At 47.8% G+C, this 16,214-nt stretch carries 14 protein-coding genes; 7 read left to right on the plus strand and 7 right to left on the minus strand.

Features of this window, described 5'->3' with window-relative positions; all coding sequences use genetic code 11:
• Positions 1 to 65: 65 nt before the first annotated feature.
• From frlD to KJS63_RS12055, 3 genes are all read right to left on the minus strand, one after another.
• Positions 66 to 848 carry a fructoselysine 6-kinase gene (frlD, locus tag KJS63_RS12045; RefSeq protein ID WP_213619348.1) on the minus strand — a complete coding sequence of 261 codons (783 nt, stop codon included), beginning with the start codon at positions 846 to 848 and terminating at the stop codon, positions 66 to 68.
• Between the two features lie 60 nt (positions 849 to 908).
• On the minus strand, positions 909 to 1,922 hold the full coding sequence (locus KJS63_RS12050; RefSeq protein WP_213619349.1) for an SIS domain-containing protein: 1,014 nt from the start codon (positions 1,920 to 1,922) through the stop codon (positions 909 to 911).
• Between the two features lie 103 nt (positions 1,923 to 2,025).
• A complete protein-coding gene (locus KJS63_RS12055) occupies positions 2,026 to 3,369 on the minus strand; it encodes an amino acid permease (RefSeq protein ID WP_213619350.1) in 1,344 nt (447 codons plus the stop codon).
• 536 nt (positions 3,370 to 3,905) lie between these two features.
• Here KJS63_RS12055 and KJS63_RS12060 point away from each other — a divergent pair.
• The 6 genes from KJS63_RS12060 to KJS63_RS12085 all read left to right on the plus strand — a co-directional run bounded on the left by KJS63_RS12060 (position 3,906) and on the right by KJS63_RS12085 (position 8,818).
• Complete coding sequence (locus KJS63_RS12060) at positions 3,906 to 4,157, plus strand: glycine zipper domain-containing protein (RefSeq protein ID WP_068621236.1); 252 nt, start codon at positions 3,906 to 3,908, stop codon at positions 4,155 to 4,157.
• A gap of 212 nt (positions 4,158 to 4,369) precedes the next feature.
• Positions 4,370 to 4,807, plus strand: coding sequence for a LytTR family DNA-binding domain-containing protein (locus tag KJS63_RS12065; protein WP_213619351.1), 438 nt, complete (start codon positions 4,370 to 4,372; stop codon positions 4,805 to 4,807).
• Between the two features lie 15 nt (positions 4,808 to 4,822).
• Entirely contained in the window at positions 4,823 to 5,257 is a 435-nt protein-coding gene (locus KJS63_RS12070; RefSeq protein ID WP_213619352.1) for a DUF3021 family protein, read from the plus strand.
• Positions 5,258 to 5,382: 125 nt separating this feature from the next.
• Positions 5,383 to 6,684 (plus strand): alpha/beta hydrolase family protein, encoded by a 1,302-nt coding sequence (locus tag KJS63_RS12075; RefSeq protein WP_213619353.1) that lies wholly within the window; start codon positions 5,383 to 5,385, stop codon positions 6,682 to 6,684.
• A 217-nt stretch (positions 6,685 to 6,901) separates the two neighbouring features.
• Positions 6,902 to 7,900 (plus strand): phosphotransferase, encoded by a 999-nt coding sequence (locus tag KJS63_RS12080; RefSeq protein ID WP_213619354.1) that lies wholly within the window; start codon positions 6,902 to 6,904, stop codon positions 7,898 to 7,900.
• Between the two features lie 21 nt (positions 7,901 to 7,921).
• Positions 7,922 to 8,818, plus strand: coding sequence for a phosphotransferase (locus tag KJS63_RS12085; protein ID WP_213619355.1), 897 nt, complete (start codon positions 7,922 to 7,924; stop codon positions 8,816 to 8,818).
• 122 nt (positions 8,819 to 8,940) lie between these two features.
• Here the strand turns inward: KJS63_RS12085 and KJS63_RS12090 are convergent, their stop codons facing one another.
• Positions 8,941 to 10,419, minus strand: a complete 1,479-nt coding sequence (locus KJS63_RS12090; protein ID WP_213619356.1) for an Lsa family ABC-F type ribosomal protection protein — start codon at positions 10,417 to 10,419, stop codon at positions 8,941 to 8,943.
• A 326-nt stretch (positions 10,420 to 10,745) separates the two neighbouring features.
• Positions 10,746 to 11,228, minus strand: a complete 483-nt coding sequence (locus KJS63_RS12095) for a GNAT family N-acetyltransferase (RefSeq protein ID WP_213619357.1) — start codon at positions 11,226 to 11,228, stop codon at positions 10,746 to 10,748.
• A 107-nt stretch (positions 11,229 to 11,335) separates the two neighbouring features.
• Here KJS63_RS12095 and KJS63_RS12100 point away from each other — a divergent pair, with 107 nt between their 5' ends.
• Positions 11,336 to 12,838: an alpha/beta hydrolase family protein gene (locus KJS63_RS12100; protein WP_213619358.1), complete on the plus strand. Its 1,503-nt coding sequence runs from the start codon at positions 11,336 to 11,338 to the stop codon at positions 12,836 to 12,838.
• Positions 12,839 to 13,309: 471 nt separating this feature from the next.
• On the opposite strand, the gene KJS63_RS12105 is transcribed toward KJS63_RS12100, so the two are convergent.
• Positions 13,310 to 14,095, minus strand: coding sequence for an SMI1/KNR4 family protein (locus KJS63_RS12105; RefSeq protein ID WP_244862599.1), 786 nt, complete (start codon positions 14,093 to 14,095; stop codon positions 13,310 to 13,312).
• Positions 14,096 to 14,365: 270 nt separating this feature from the next.
• Entirely contained in the window at positions 14,366 to 16,123 is a 1,758-nt protein-coding gene (locus tag KJS63_RS12110; protein ID WP_213619359.1) for a SulP family inorganic anion transporter, read from the minus strand.
• Positions 16,124 to 16,214: the final 91 nt, after the last annotated feature.

Consider the following 16,214-nt stretch of genomic DNA (forward strand, 5'->3'; position numbering starts at 1 on the left):
CGTTAATTCATCCTTATCCATCAATGATTATATACTACGTATTATACATTGATGGCTTACATCAGTCACCATGCCCCGAAATATCCAATGGTCTTGGCAGCTGTGGCCGCACCAAGCTCCAGGCACGCCTCAATGGAAAGCCCTTTTAATCTGCCATAGATGAATCCAGCAATAAATGAATCCCCAGCGCCCATCGTATCCACAACATCAACCTCACCCACGCCGTACGTATAGAACCGCTCCCCGTCATAGGCAAGTGAACCGTTCTCACCCAAGGTGGCAACAGCAATTTGAGCTCCTCTCTGCTTCACCTCCATCAGAAGTCCCCGGATATAGTCATCGTCCTGGGTATACGAGAAGAATGGATAATCCACATGAGGCGGTAAGGTCTGCACCAAATCATCATTTAACTGGTCCGAGAAATCAAAGGAGGTGATGAGACCCTTTTGCTTAAATTCAGGAAAATACTTATCGGCATGCCCCCATATGCCCGAATGTACAAGCTGATAGTTTCCCGCAAAGTTGATTTCCTCCGGGGTAAGGGAGAAGTGCGCCATAACCCCTTCATCATAATCGCCAAACTTGCGGTCATTATCCACCATCTCGACTTGGGTGACCGCTGTTTTTCCCGTTTTTTTGGATACTCGGGAAGTATTCACGCCTTTTTCCTGAATTGCCTGGATCATGATATCCCCATATATGTCAGTACCTACCCAACCTATATAAGCGGCCTCTGCACCTAGTTCAGTCAAATAAACGGCCACATTCACCGGGTTGCCTCCCGGATAAGCCTTGCCGCTGGCCTGATAGACATCCATGCAATTATCTCCGACTGTAACAATTCTCATCTTGCTCCCACCTTCCTTGCGGTTAAAAGAGGAGCACTACGAAGTAGTGCTCACGACATCTTAATATTCCATTTGACGATAGTATCTTCTAAGCGTTAACGGATGGTTTCTCTCGCGCTCCAGGTAGGCGCTGATGCGGCTGAGCACGGACCAGTTGATATTTACGGAGAAATGCTTTCTGAACTCTTCGCTGATGCCTTCCATTTTGAATGCTTTGGTATCAATAACGGTCAGCTTCTTCGTGATTTTCTCGGCAAAACGCTCTACACGGTCCATGAGTGGACGGGTTTCGTCTTCACCTTTTAGCAGAATTACGCTGGTATCCTCAACCACAAGCTCAAGTGTGCCGTGGAAGAATTCTGCTGCATGGATCGATTTCGCATGAATCCACTGCATCTCTTCCAGAATACACATCGCGTAGGAATACGTGTTCCCCCACAAGTTCCCGGAACCCACCATCATGTGGTAATCCGTATCCTTATGCTCCTTCGCGAAGGCTTCCGCTTTCGGATCGAAGGTCTTAACCGCATCCAGAATCGCACGCGGCAGCAGGGCTACTTCCTTAACGAACTGATCATACTCAGGGAACTCGTTGTTGTTATACATAAAGCGGAATACGACCATGTGCAGCAGCATGAAGAATGTATCAAAGGAATGCTTCTCCGATCCAGTGGTGATGCAATGATCCACAATCTTCGTCAGCGGTGTGTCCGGTTCAGCTACGAGAGCAATTGTTGTTGCGCCGCGTTCCTTACAGAACTCAGCTGCAGCCACAGTCTCTTGAGTGGTTCCGGATACCGAAGTGAAGATACATACGGAATCTTTGCTGAAATGGCGGTTGTTCATCACCATGAACTCAGCGGCGATCTCCGCATGAACGTCAATGGTTGAATTCGACTTCAAAATATATTCATAAGGATACATCATCGCGATTGTGCCGCCTGCACCAATCATAAAGATGTTGCTGTACCCTTTCTTGCAAATCCCGTCCACAATCTTTTCAATCTGTCCTCTAAAAGCAAGGCCCTCTTGTTCCACTAGCTTAAGGAATAACTGTTCATCAAAGTTCAACATGTTCGTTCCCTCCCCATATTGGAGCCAAATTCCAATATGATCCAATTTTATTTATTGTGTTTTGTATTATAATTTAACATTACAATTTAAACAATGCTTTTGACTAGGCAACGATTTGGCTGTCTCCGGACCTTTTGGACCCATATTTCTTCTCCCAATAGTAGTACACGGGCAGGCCTGTGGCGATAACAATTGCGGCGGCAATCATACCTTGAATCGGAGCCCAAGTAAAGGTTCCCCAAGCCAGCCACGCCGCCCCGGCGATCGCCAGAATCGTGGTCACTCTCCACATTGGCATCCGGTAAATCGGGTTGTAATCTTCTCTCTTCCGGCATTTGTAGACAGCGGCAAAGTCCAGGATGTTAATAACCAGCTGAATGAGTGTGAAGTAACCCAGCAATTCGGTTAGATTGCTGAAGAACACAAGAATACAGGCAAATGTAACCTGAGCGATAATCGAGAAGCTGGGTGTTTCGAATTTCGGATGGACTTTCCCAAAGCGCTGGAAGAACAATCCGTCCTTCGCCATGGCATACTCCAGGCGCGGCTGAAACATAATACACGAGCTTAAGGAACCCAGAATAACAATGATTGCCGTAACAGCCACAAAGGATGAGGCGATCCCGGATAATCCCGGAATGTATTTCACGGCATCGGATACAGCAGCACTGGAACCCATCAGTTTGTCAAACGGCATCAAGCCGGTGACACATACCGCTAGCAGGGTATACAGACCCAGTACAATCATTACCGAGCTGATTAATGCCTTAGGGAGAACTTTCCCTGGATTTTTGAACTCTCCAGCCATAAAACAAATGGCTGCCATTCCTGTGTACGCCCAGGTCGTAGCGGATACGCCCCCGATCAGACTTGAGCTTCCGGCTCCAGGCGCCGGGGTGTAAGCAAAGTTGTCAAAATTCATGTACATCAGACCGAGCACAATAACAATCAGGAAGGGAATGATTTTGATAGCGGTAATAATGACCTGAAAGCTTCCGCCACCCTTAACGCTCCGGTAATGGATGGACGTAATGATCAGAATGATTGCCACCCCGAGCAGCTTGCCGGCGAACCCGGCGAAGAACGGGAAGAAGCTGGCCAAGTAGGCCACGATGGCCAAGGCCATAATTGAGATGGACGGTGGATCGAGCGCCCAGAATGTCGCCCACCCGTACAGGAAGGCCAAGGGCCTCCAGCCCGCTTTATTCAAGTATACGTAACCGCTTCCATTTTGCGGGTAAGCCGTTGACAATTCGGCCAGCACCATAACTTGCGGAATTGCGATGATCCCACCAATAATCCAAGCCAGTATGGAAATCGAGGGAAGACCCGCCGCTTTTGCCACATCCCCAGATGAGACAAATATTCCGGAGCCTATCGTAGTTCCAACTGCGATAGCCAGGGCCGACCAGAAACCCAGTTTTCGTGTAAGTGTCCCATTACTCATAGCGAGTTCCTCCAAATCAAGATGATAAGACTTTCATATCCCATATTTTCCTGACTGATTTCTTAAGTGCTTCATGCAGACTCTGGCATTAACCAGATCCCATAATCTCTAAGGTGCAAGCTCCGTTATAACCGTGGCTTTGAAGGGTCGTTATATTCTCTCCAATTCAGTCCCCCGTCATCTAAAGCAAGATGCGCATCAGACGAGCCGTCTCCATCAATCAAATGGAAATGACACAGCTCAGACAGTTTCGTAAAATAATCCTCCGGCTTTCACGTATTGTTCATTCCAGCCAGGTTTAATGCTTCACCTCCCCTTGATGAAAGCGTTTTTTTATTTGTTATGTTTTGTATTATAACTACACCTTACAAAAATATCAATCCCTTTTTTTAAATGGTTAAAAATACCTGATATTTGTTCTGAACTGGCTCGCGAGATCCATGGATGGGTTTTCCCAAGGGCGGGCAAACTAGGTTCGGGACCCGCGCTGATCCAAACAGCTGCGATTCCATACCACGTACAAGGAGGGAAACAACATGTCCGAGAATAACAATAAACAGCAACGTGATCGTGGTGGCAAAAATGATTTCGATACCAGTGAAGCTGTAGGAACCGTGGGCGGTGCCGCAGCAGGCGCTGCCGTAGGTTCAATTCTAGGCCCAGTAGGTACAATAGTGGGTGGAGTTGCCGGAGCTGCACTTGGCAACAAAGCTGGTGAAGGCATGGGCGACAATGATAACCAGTCGGGCCAAAAAGATAAACATGGATCATCTTCGAGCCGGAGATAACCTCCGCGCCATGACAAAGAAGGAGAACAGAGTTCACTGTTCTCCTTCTTTGATTTTGCACCTTTTCTCCATCCAGGGTTCTCTAGCATAATAGACTATATAAAATGAACTTTAGAATTAACCGATCTCAGCGAACCTTCATAAGTTCATTTGGTATAGAGAACTGAAGTTTGCAGCGTAAGCATCAATCACTTGATAAGGCAGGTAAGGCTATGAAAGTTTCTATCGTAGAGATAAGCCGGGACGAGGATGAAGAAATCCTTATCAGGTGCTATGAGGTAAATGAGGAAGTGCAAGAAATCGTGAATAAGCTGAAGATGGACAATCCGATTATGCTCGGGTACCTTGGCGAACATGTCCACCGGATTAAGCTTAGCGAGATCTATTACTTTGAGGCGGTAGATGGAAAGGTATTTATTTACTGCAAGGACAGGGTCTTTGAGGTCAAACAGCGGCTTTACGAGCTGGAGGAGCTGTCCCACCGGATGAACTTTTTCCGTGCATCCAAATCCACGATTCTGAACATAGCTAAAATTTCATATGTTCATCCTTCTCTAAGCGGCCGGTTCGAGGCGGTGCTGGATAATGGGGAACGGGTCGTCATATCCAGACAGTATGTCCCAGTGCTTAAGAATAAGCTTGGACTGTGAGAGGGGGAAGCAAAGATGGCATTATCTAATTTCATCAAAAAACTGGTTCGTGATTTCCTGGTGATCTTCGCATCAATCATCATCATCATTACGGTACTTCGGCAAATATATTACCCCAGCCTGGCCTTTGATTTGAAGTCCATATATATCATTATGGCATTTGCGCTCGCCGGCGCTTTAATCGGACTTATTATGTATACTCCGCGGAATATCAGCGAGAGGAGCATACGGATTAGAATAGCCGTTCATTTCTGCGCGCTGGAGACGATATTAATTACCCTTGCAAGCATTATGGGGATTGTAGACAATCTACAAAGCTTGATCATTCTTGCGCTGGAGATTGCTTTTGTTTATGGCGTGGTGCATATCCTCTCCTGGGAAAATGACAAACAAACCGCCAAATCGATCAACGAGAAACTGGAAAGTTTCAAGAAAAATCTCCCTGAATAATCCGATTTTTGCAACTTACTGGCCTGTAGCTACAGCTTATCGTTATTCTATATACTTCCTTTCTCCATGTTTTATATGATGACTTCATCACTAAGAACCATATGAGAAGAAAGGGAGTCGCCATCATGGGAACGTTATTATTTTTTGCTGCGCTAATCATTGAGATTGCTCTTGCCGCATGGTGTATCATCACAAAACAAAATCATAAAAGGTTTAAAGGCTGGCTCAGAGTCGCCGAATTTTTAATCTTTGGTCTGCTTATCCTATCTGCAATCATTGTCTGGAGCTTCCGCTGGGTTCTGCCCGCGGTTCTGCTGCTGGTACTTGCCATACCCGCTGTGGTCTCGCTCCTTCGCAAATCGGCTCTTGAACGGACATACCAAGCCTCCCGAACTGTGGTTAAAACCGTCCTGATGATTTTGGTGCTGACACTCGCTTTTGCACCCGTACTTATCTTCCCACAATATAAATCACCTAAAGTCACAGGACCGTACGAAGTTGCAACCGCATCCTACACTTATACGGACAAAAAGCGGGTGGACCCCTTCACCCACGCGGGGAACCGGTTCGTCAACGTGGAGTTCTGGTACCCTAAGAACGCTAACGGAACCTATCCACTTCTAGTATTCTCACACGGAGCGTTCGGGATTAAGTCCAGCAACAGCTCAACATATACCGAGCTGGCCAGCCACGGTTATGTTGTAGTCTCTATCGACCATCCTTATCATTCCTTCTATACCGTATCCGACGATGGGAAGGTGACGCTTGCGGATAAGGGATTCTTGCAGGAATTCCAAAATGCCAATACCGATGGAGTTTATACAAACAAAGAGGTTTATGGATTATTCCAAAAATGGATGAAGCTGCGTGCGGATGATATGGATTTTGTAATCGATACTATACTTGAAAAAACCAGCAGTGACACGGACAGCCTCTATAAGCTGATCAATACAAGTAAAATCGGGGTGTTTGGCCACTCCATGGGCGGCACGGCGAGTATGTGGCTTGGGAGAGAGCGTTCAGATATCAGCGCAGTGGTCAATATTGATGCGCCGATGTTCAGTGAGCTTGTCTACAATAAAGCAGCGGATGACTTCGCGGCAAGCGGCAGACGTTACACCACACCACTTCTCAATATCTATTCCGACGATGTGTGGAAGCAGCTGGGCAGAAACACCATCTATGCGGCCAACCAAGCCGCGGATCAGAACACCGCAGAGATGTATACCGTTCATTTTCAAGGGGCCAAGCATTTAAGTCTTACGGACTTGCCTTTGTTCTCACCATTCCTTGCCAATCAACTTCAACGTGGAAGCGCAAAGATCGATAAGTATTTCTGCATTGAAACGGAGAATGCGCTGATCTTGAAGTTTTTTGACTATAAATTAAAAGGAATAGGCAGCTTCAATCCTCCTAAGGCCTATTAACCGACCGGGCAAGTGACATAGAGCCTCCCCTTCCAGAAAAAATGGCTTTGCAGAGGGATTCCATCTGCGAAGCCTTTTTGCGTTTACGAACTGTCAAAATAAATCCCTCATATGACGTTAGACCATACATGTATGGCCCTAAGTGAATAACCTAACCAAAAGCCCCCGCTCTCGTGATTGTTCATCCTTAAACTTCTTCAATGAATCGAGGTTGCCTATGAAGGATTCCTACACTAAACGCCAAATCCGCGAAATTACCGGCCGCTACGGCCTGATCCCACTCCGCTCGGAGCCGGTCTCTTCCTTATACCGGAGGAACGCAGTGTTCAAGATACACACGCAAAGTGGAACCTATGCAGTTAAGCCCTTTCTCCGCCAGCCGTCCCTCGGCTCAAGTGCGGTTCACCAAATAGGAACAACCGCCAAATATGTAAAGCTTCTGGCAGACAGCGGCTTCAGCCACATGCCTAAATGGCTCACCACCCGTTCCGGGAAACTGTGGACTTTAAGCCATGGCAGACCCTTCTATATGACCACATGGATTTCGGGCAGAGGTATGGAGAAACCTGAGGATTTCGAGCAATTAGGCCGGGCCCTTGCGACGCTCCATCTGACTCCCGGCCTTGGCCTCCGCACGAAAGGTTCTCCCACACTTGAGCAGATTCGGTTATGGCAGGTGAAGGACCAACTCTTCCGAAAACGAATGGCCCAAGCATTACAGCCGGGTGGCCGGAACCGCCGATGGCTCAAGAAATACGGAAAGACCTGTACGCGTCTCTCGGATCGGGCATGGGCTATTTTAAAAAGTCCAGAGCTTGTTGGTCTTCTGAAAAGAGAGCGGAGCCGTCCGGCACTGATCCACAACGATATTACCTCCCCTAACGTCATTATTTCGGGGGAAAATCAGCTTTTTATCATCGATTGGGACCATATCAAGGTAGGTTCACCTTATGTGGATATCGCCAAAGCTCTTATGAACACGACCCAGTTCAATCCCGATTTCATTCTGGCGCTGTTGAAAGGGTATGAAGAGGTTAACCCCTTAGAGCGGGCTCAGCGCAAATTGATTTATTGCTTATATGGATTGCCCCGGGAGGCTTGGCAGGCTATCCGATCCTCCAAAGGCAAGCGAAGTCAGGAAATGCTGCGCATCCTGGAACAAACTTGGCCTCTCCGGTTGGATGCCATGAAGCTGCTTGCAGATTGGTCAAATTAATAAAGGGAAGTGAACTAAAGGATGTCCCTCAAGTTACGGGTAGAACAACAATATGGGCTAAAAATTAAGGATATCCAGCAAGTCAAAGACGTGTATAAGCTTCGGACTTCGGATAAGGTCTATTGTTTAAAAGGATACGCCTTCCCCGAGGAAGAAGTCCGATTCATTACCCGGATGTTCACTTTCATGGCAGAGAAGGGATTTACACGCGGGCAAAAAGTATACCCTACGGTAGAACAGTCCCTCTACATGACTTATGAGGGAAACCTGTACACCTTAACGAATTGGGTTGTTGGACAAAGGCCGATTTTCACAAAAAGAAGGGACTTCAGGAACGGGCTTCGAACCCTGGCCAAATTCCATTCCATGGCTAACGGGTTTCCCATTACGGAAGCTCCCGAGTCAAGAATCCGGTACTGGGGACTGGGCAGCGAAATTTCGGATTATCAGCAACTGCTCAGCCAATACAAAGAGACCCGGCATTTAGCAAGCCGTTGTGAGGAAGTGGCGGATTTCTTACAGCAGCCTCAGTCTCTGGAAGCCATCCGGGCGGAACAAGAAACCTCCGCCTTTATCCATGGTGATTACAATTATCCGAATTTAATTAAAAGCCCTAGGGGGAAGCTGCATTTAATTGACTTCGATAATACTTCTCTTCATACAAGAATGAAAGACTTGTCCCATCTGCTTCACCGAAATTGCGGCTGGAACGGGGTCAGGATGCTTCGCTCGATTGACTATTATCAGAGACACCGCCAATTAAGCGCTTCAGATGCCCGCCTCTTGTATGCGCTTTTATGCGCTCCTTATCATGTGGTCCGAAATATCCGAATCGGCGGGATTCGTTCTGCCAAGCCGCTTATCGTCACCTCAGCGCAATTCAGCAAATATCAACGCGAGCTCAGGTCCTTGCTGTAAGCCGCGCGATTCGGCAATTCTTTATACCGCTGCCCCCATTTCTCTTTGAACCGAGAAAAAAACTAAAGGGGCTTCTCCTGAATCTCAAGCCCCCCTTAGTTCACTATTTAGTTCAGATCAAGCTAGAGTTCAATCACCTTGGTGGCGATATTCGTACAGAACTCACGGTCATGCTCCACAAAGAGCAGGGTTGGCGCGTGCTCCAACAGCAGCTCCTCAATCTGCATCCGGGAGATGACATCAATGAAATTCAGCGGCTCATCCCAGATGTGCAGATGGGCCTGCTCGCACAGACTCTTGGCGATCAGCACCTTCTTCTTCTGCCCGCCGCTGAAGGACGACATGTCCTTCTCAAACTGCAATCTTGAGAAATCCAGCTTTCTAAGGATCGCCTTAAACAGGCTCTCCTCAATTCCGTGCTCTCTTGCATAATCGGTCAGATTGCCCTGCAAATGCGAGGTATCCTGAGACACATAGGAAATCTTGAGCTGGCTCCCAACGCTGAGCTGCCCGGTATAGCTAATAGGCTCGCCGCAGATCAGCTTCAGAATGCTGGACTTCCCGGTGCCGTTCCGGCCTGACAGGGCAATCCGGTCCCCCTGCTCAATCGCAAAGCTGATCTCCGGGCTCGCCTGCCGATCCCCATAATAAACGGCAACCTGCTTAAGCTCGGCCAGCTGCTTCTTGGGATAGACCAGCTGGGAGATCTTCAAGCTCTCGGAGCTTTCGATATTTTTCAGCAGCTTGGACTTCTCCTCTATAGCCGACTGCTGCCTGTTCTCCATAGACTTAGAGCGCTTCATCATCTTCGCAGCCTTATGTCCAACATATCCCTTATCTACCTTGGAACCGGAATTTCTCGTTCCATTCTTGGTTTTCTCCACCTCGTGAGACCAGCCGCCCGTTCTTTTCGCTGCTTCCGACAGACGATGGATATCCTTCTTCAGCTTCTCATTCTCGGCAAGCTCATACTGATCCTGCCTCATCTTGTTCTCCCACCAATCGGTGAAGTTGCCTTTCTGGATATCGATATGGGTCTTGTTAATCGACAGAATGTGGTCTACACAATTGTCCAGAAACGCACGGTCATGGGATACCAGAATAAAGCCGTTCTTCGTATTCAGATAGTCGCTGACCAGCTTACGGGAATGCATATCCAGATGGTTGGTGGGCTCATCAATAAGCAGGAAGCTATTCTCTTTCAGAAACAGGGCAGCCAGCAGCACCTTGGTCTGTTCGCCATTCGACAAGGTCTGAAATGGACGGTACAGCACATCCTCGGATACCTTCAGCCAGCTCAGCTCGCGCAGAAGCTCCCAGTGCGCAAAGTCTGGAATAATACCGCTGATTACATCCAGTGTGTTCTCTTCCTTATTCTCAACATGGAATGGGAAATACTCAAAGCTGACACTCGATGAGATATGTCCGCTGTAATCATATTTACCCAACAGCAGATTCATAAAAGTGGTCTTCCCTCTGCCGTTCCTTCCGGTGAAACCCAGCTTCCAATCGGTATCAAGTTGAAAGCTGACATCCTCAAAAATATTATCGTAACTGCCCTCATAGGCAAATGTCAGGTTGCTTACTTGAATCAAGGCCATGGTCTATATCCTCCTGTACATAAAAAAATAAAAGCCGCAAGAAGTTACCTTCCCGCAGCTCAAAATAAATACAGCAAATCCAACCCTACAGGGTTAGATAAGGATATATTGACAGAGCCTTAGAGAGAGTAATCTTCTTGCATCACAAATAAAACATGGGCGATAACACCGCTATGACTGTTTTATTGGGATTCGCAAGAATAATTACATGCTCTTCAGCTCCTGTCTTAAAATTAACACCATGGTAACACACCTGATTTTGGAATTCAAACCCAAATACATCCGTTACGTGCGGCCAGCCTCTATCAGACTTCCGTACCCCTCTCTTAGTCGGGCGTGTTCAGAAGCTTCTTCATCCGGTAATTCCGCAAAGAAATCCCCTTACGTTCCACGATCTGGGGCTGCATCACTTTGTATCCTTTTGCTTCGAAAAAAGGCTTTGCAGTAACGCTTGCCTCTGTCTCAACTTCGGCTAGCCCCAATGTCACGGCCTCGCTCTCCAGTGTATCCACCAGAGCCGCGGCAATGCCTTGCCCTTGGTAGTCTTTATGTACGAACAGCCGGTCGAGGTAACCCTCCGTGGTCATGTCCGTAAATCCCACGATTCGCCCGTCCCGCTCAGCCACATAAGAAATATGGCTGCCCAAGGACTTCCGCCAGCTCTCCCGCCGCTGCGGCTCCTCTGCCTTGGAAGCCCAAGCATCAAGCTGCTCCTGGGAGTAATCTTTCTTATTCACCGTATGTACCGTCTCATAGAATAGAGTAACAATTTGATCAATATCGTAGTCCTGGAATTTCCTAATCTGCATGTGAACCCCCCACCCATATTAAACCAATTTTAATCAAGATCCCTCCTTCATTTTAACCCAGGATTGTTACGATAAGTAACATTCAGAGAGTAAAGGGAGCGTGACGAATGCGAGTATTTGAAATGTTATTAGTTACAGCCTGCGCCGCAGTAATGATCGTGCTGCTGCTTCGCAAGGAAGCGAACCGGATGGCCGGGATAATAACCGGTATCACCTGTGGTGCATTGTTGGCCGCTCAGCTGTTGTTTGAGGGTTACCGGTGGCAGATGATTCCGGCTTATGCCGTTGCCGTTGTGCTTGTTATCGCCGCCTTATTCAAACGAAGGAAGGCTGGCAAGACGGTTCGCTACACTGTATCATCCCTATTCGTATTGCTGCTCGGCGGCTCGGTTGCCTTGTCGCTGCTGCTGCCGGTCTTTCAGCTGCCAAAGCCAACCGGTGAGTTCAGGGTAGGAACGGAGACTCTTCGCTTTGTCGATAACAGCCGGGAAGAGATCTTCACTAAGCAGAAGGGGGACAAGCGGGAGCTTATGGTCCAAGTATGGTACCCTGCTGCAGAATCCGGTGGGTCGGGACCGCGCCCGGTGTTCCCGGAGGACCCGAAGGTGTTCCAGGCTTATACGCAGGGTTACTCCGGCTATATGAAGCTTCCCGCAGCTGCTTTTGACTACTGGAAATACTTCAAGGCCAATGCCTACACGGGTGCGGGGATACGTCCTGCGGGCACGCCGTACCCGGTAGTGCTGCTGTCTCATGGCATGGGGGTTGGCAGGATTCTGCATACGTCCCAGGCCGAGAACCTGGCCAGCCATGGCTATATTGTATTCGCTGTCGACCATACCTACAGCACAGTTGCGACTGCCTTCCCGGACGGCCGGGTAACCGGTTTTCTGACGAATCAGTCTTCAGAGAGGTTTTATGAGGACAGCCACGCCATCCTTCAGGTGTGGAATAAGGACATCTCATTCATCGTGGACCAATTGGAGAAGCTCAATACGGGCGCCATTGCCAGCATATTCAAAGGGAGGCTGGATATGAATAACATCGGCATGATGGGTCATTCCTTCGGCGGGGCGACCGCGTTCGAAGCCGTGTATTCGAACCCGCGTATCAAAGCAGGCATCAATATGGATGGCACGATATTCGAGACAAAAGGCCGGGACGACATGAAAAAGCCGTTTATGTTCATGGAATCGGGGGATTTTGCTAAAGTGAACGCGGAGCAAGCGAAATTCCGCAAGACCCCGATCACAGATGAGGAGCTGAAGGCGCTCAAATTTACGCGTCAGCAGTTCGACACAGTCTTAAAGAACCGGGAACTGGAGCTCAAACTGATCGACCGGGCAACCCAGCAGGGCGGCGGCAAAGTCGTTTATGTCGAGGGAACGGGACATTACAACTTCACCGATCTTCAGCTGTACTCGCCGCTTATTAGTAAAATCGGCATGACGGGAAGCATCAGTGGCACCAGGGGAGCGGCGCTCGTAAACCGCTATGTGCTTGAATTCTTCAACCAGCATTTACGCGGAATGAAGAGTACGCTCCTTGCTGGTCCGAATCAGGAATACCCGGAAGTGAAGTATCCAAAGTCAATGTCTCTGGGAGAATAGAGAGATGGAGGCTCATTAAGCCGAATATCTAGAGATTTAATACTTGAAGAAACGCCCTTCGTATGAACAAGGGCGTTTCTTCTATGTTTGTTCAGCTTTTTCAGATTTTGTCGAGTTTTGTAGTTTAGAATAAAAAGGCTTCAAGGAGGTGGAAAGACTTGCGGACCGACGATATTCTTAACGAAATGCATAAGCTTAGCCACGATGATGAACAAAGGTACCGCCTGCTTATGAGATATTTGCGGCTGGTAGACCAGGACAGGAAACATCGGGGGTTTCTAGACAAATTCAGGAGTCAGTGGAGGTTCTATAATAAACATAAGCATCTACACTAAACTTAATGTTAAGTGGATTAAGGTCTACTTTCGAGTGGGAATAACCTGGGCTTTAGAGGCCTATTTGCAGAAAAACGCCCTCGTGTGAACGAGGGCGCTTCTTTTTTGCAGATAAGTCTCTAGTTTCTGGTTCTGTCTATCCCCCTATAAACTCATCCCAACTAATTTGGCGGGATTCATAATCTGCCCCGATGCCTTTAAGCTGGACTTCGATGTTAGCAGCCCCCCGGTCAATGCCCTTATACACGAGCAAAGGCACTGTCTCCAAATGAGCCTTGGCCTGGGCATAATCGCAGGAAAATACTTTTTTGATGAACACCAGGGTCTTGATCTTGTCAGTGCCTGGACCCGTGATAAACACTTTATAATAATTGTACTGCTCATCTTTGTCCATTTCCCACTCCTCGTCCTCGATGCTACGAGGCCGCAGGACACTATGAAGAAACTCGGTGAGATTATCATAAGCAACGGAGAAATCCCAAGTCCCCGCTCCATGCTCCGCCGTATAAATAACCGTATCCCCCCGGGAGAGATCGATACAATACGGATCGCCTTCATCCGAGGCGATGACGAGATAATCCTTCGGCCAATCTGTGATAGGTTCATCCGTAACATGATTATAATTGTAGCCCGACTGTCCCCCGATCAGATCCTTGGCGCCGTAAATGTCCAGGTTGATATATTCGTCCGTGCTCCAGGATACCGATTTCGGGGCGTAGTGCTTCAAGAAGTACAAATATTCCTCCGGCAGGCTCCACTCGCGGGTGGCCACACGTATATCCTCATCTTCAGCTTCAGTTCGCAGCTCCATAGGATACTTGGCGTAGAAGTCAGGCTCCTGCTCCCTTGCTATTTTCAAAGCTACTTGCATCTTCTCCAGTACATCATCGATTTCCTGATATGTAGGTTTCAATATAATCACCACTTTGATTGAGAATGGCCTTACAAAATGAACTTATGAAGGTTACCCTTTTGGGGCGCTGCGATGCCGAGTGTTCTTACGACCGCTGTTGTCTCCGAAATCCTTGAATTAGATATCAAAGTAGGGACATTTCGGAGACAAAGGCGGACGCTCCGCTTCTTCAGAATCACTCGTCCTCTCCGCTGTGATCGGTAAGTTCTAAAGTTCATCTTATATAGTAAATATAATACTGCCAAAAAAAGGAGAAGACCACTCCAACCCCGGAGTGGTCTATTTGTTCAACTGGGCCCAGCCATTTAATCTGGCCTTTTCCTTAGGATCTAAAGAGGCAAGTTGCTGGCATTCATGGAATGCAAAATGCCTGCACCCCCTGCATTGACCGTGGTTAATTTTTGTAAGGGCAGCGCTGATCGCCTCACCTGTTTTGTCAAAAAAGTGCTCCTGCCCGATCAATTCGTCCAGTCCTGTCTTACTTAGCACCAGACGCGGCTGATTCTGGATTTCGGAGATGAACAATGTGCCGCCGTGCTTCTTAAAGTGCTTCACCAGGCTTGCCAAATTGGATTCACCCGTATTGTCCATATAGGGCACATTGTTCATTTTGAGGATCAGCACTTTAGGCTTGTAATGAATCTCGTCCATAATACTCTTCTCAAACATGTTGGCCACCCCGAAGAACAACGCCCCCTCAACCGTGTATATACTGATCTGGGGGCAATTATGCTGCTCCTGAACCATATGGGCAGCCACTTCTTCGTTCCTGCTATTTGGATCAGGCAGAACCTTGGCCGTGGTCAGAAGCTCACTCATATGCTTTACGAAGATGATCCCGGATAAGATCAACCCGGCTTCAACCGCCGTAGTTAAATCTGTAAAGACGGTAAGAACAAAGGTGATAACCAAAACAGCCGACTCAGCGCTCTTGGTTCTTAGCACGTGGGCAAACTCTTTGCGTTCACTCATATTCCAGGCTACCATCATTAAGATAGGCGCCATACTGGCAAGCGGGATACGGGAGGCATATGGAGCAAAGAGGAACAACACCATCAACACCACAATACCGTGGATGATCCCGGAAAAGGGTGATACCGCACCACTCTTAATATTGGTGGCGGTTCTGGCAATAGCCCCTGTGGCTGGAATTCCCCCAAACAGCGGGGTAATCATATTGGCTATCCCTTGACCGATAAGCTCCCGGTTGCTGTTATGCCGCGTTCCAGACATTCCATCTGCGACTACAGCCGACAGCAAGGATTCAATCCCACCTAACATGGCAATAACAAAAGCAGGTTTGATTAAATGCTGAATATTCTCAAGGGTAATAGCGGGAAAGTGGATACTGGGCAGGCTCCTCGGTATAGCCCCATAAGTAGAACCGATAGTTGCCACCTGATCGGGAAAGAACACGGAAGCCACCACGGTGGAGAGAAGTAAACCCATAAGTGAACCAGGCACCTTAGGAAGCAGTCTCGGTGTAAGCAGAAGGGCTGTTAAACAGATGGCCGCGGTTAACACACTGTACATATTCGTTCTATATAAATGAGTGCCCAGCTCTTTCATATTAGCCAGAAAGGACTCGTGCTTGCTTAAGCCGGTTAATCCAAGAAAATTCCCAATTTGCCCTGCGAAGATTGTAACCGCAATACCGGTTGTGAACCCAATCGTAACAGGTCGTGGAATAAATTTAATGACTCCGCCAAGCTTAAAGACTCCCATAAAGAAAATAAGTACTCCTGCCATGAATCCTGCAATAAGCAGGTTATCATAACCGTACTGCATTACTATCCCGAACAAAATCGGAATGAACGCACCGGTCGGTCCGCCAATTTGGAATTTGGAACCGCCAAACAGCGAAATTAATATACCTGCTACAATTACCGTAAATAAGCCATATTCCGGCTTGACTCCAGATGCAATGGCAAACGCCATTCCTAATGGAATGGCGACAATTCCCACAATCAAACCTGAGATCAGGTCCTTCTGCAACGATTTTACATTATACCCTTCATATCTCCCGCTAAATCTCATGCTCTTCTTCACCGCTTCATAAATATTTGATTATTTGAATATATGTAGAATCATATATCCAAAGTAACACGGTGTCAATTTCACTTTTGCC

Source organism: Paenibacillus sp. J22TS3 (genome assembly GCF_018403205.1).
GTDB classification, from domain to species: domain Bacteria; phylum Bacillota; class Bacilli; order Paenibacillales; family Paenibacillaceae; genus Fontibacillus; species Fontibacillus tuaregi.

Excerpts from the sequence above, each read along its gene's own strand:
- frlD (WP_213619348.1), bottom strand. The coding sequence starts at position 848 with ATGAGAATTGTTACAGTCGGAGATAATTGCATGGATGTCTATCAGGCC.
- KJS63_RS12070 (WP_213619352.1), top strand. The coding sequence starts at position 4,823 with ATGGCATTATCTAATTTCATCAAAAAACTGGTTCGTGATTTCCTGGTG.
- KJS63_RS12085 (WP_213619355.1), top strand. The coding sequence starts at position 7,922 with ATGTCCCTCAAGTTACGGGTAGAACAACAATATGGGCTAAAAATTAAG.
- KJS63_RS12055 (WP_213619350.1), bottom strand. The coding sequence starts at position 3,369 with ATGAGTAATGGGACACTTACACGAAAACTGGGTTTCTGGTCGGCCCTG.
- KJS63_RS12080 (WP_213619354.1), top strand. The coding sequence starts at position 6,902 with ATGAAGGATTCCTACACTAAACGCCAAATCCGCGAAATTACCGGCCGC.
- KJS63_RS12110 (WP_213619359.1), bottom strand. The coding sequence starts at position 16,123 with ATGAGATTTAGCGGGAGATATGAAGGGTATAATGTAAAATCGTTGCAG.
- KJS63_RS12060 (WP_068621236.1), top strand. The coding sequence starts at position 3,906 with ATGTCCGAGAATAACAATAAACAGCAACGTGATCGTGGTGGCAAAAAT.
- KJS63_RS12100 (WP_213619358.1), top strand. The coding sequence starts at position 11,336 with ATGCGAGTATTTGAAATGTTATTAGTTACAGCCTGCGCCGCAGTAATG.
- KJS63_RS12075 (WP_213619353.1), top strand. The coding sequence starts at position 5,383 with ATGGGAACGTTATTATTTTTTGCTGCGCTAATCATTGAGATTGCTCTT.
- KJS63_RS12095 (WP_213619357.1), bottom strand. The coding sequence starts at position 11,228 with ATGCAGATTAGGAAATTCCAGGACTACGATATTGATCAAATTGTTACT.
- KJS63_RS12090 (WP_213619356.1), bottom strand. The coding sequence starts at position 10,419 with ATGGCCTTGATTCAAGTAAGCAACCTGACATTTGCCTATGAGGGCAGT.
- KJS63_RS12065 (WP_213619351.1), top strand. The coding sequence starts at position 4,370 with ATGAAAGTTTCTATCGTAGAGATAAGCCGGGACGAGGATGAAGAAATC.
- KJS63_RS12050 (WP_213619349.1), bottom strand. The coding sequence starts at position 1,922 with ATGTTGAACTTTGATGAACAGTTATTCCTTAAGCTAGTGGAACAAGAG.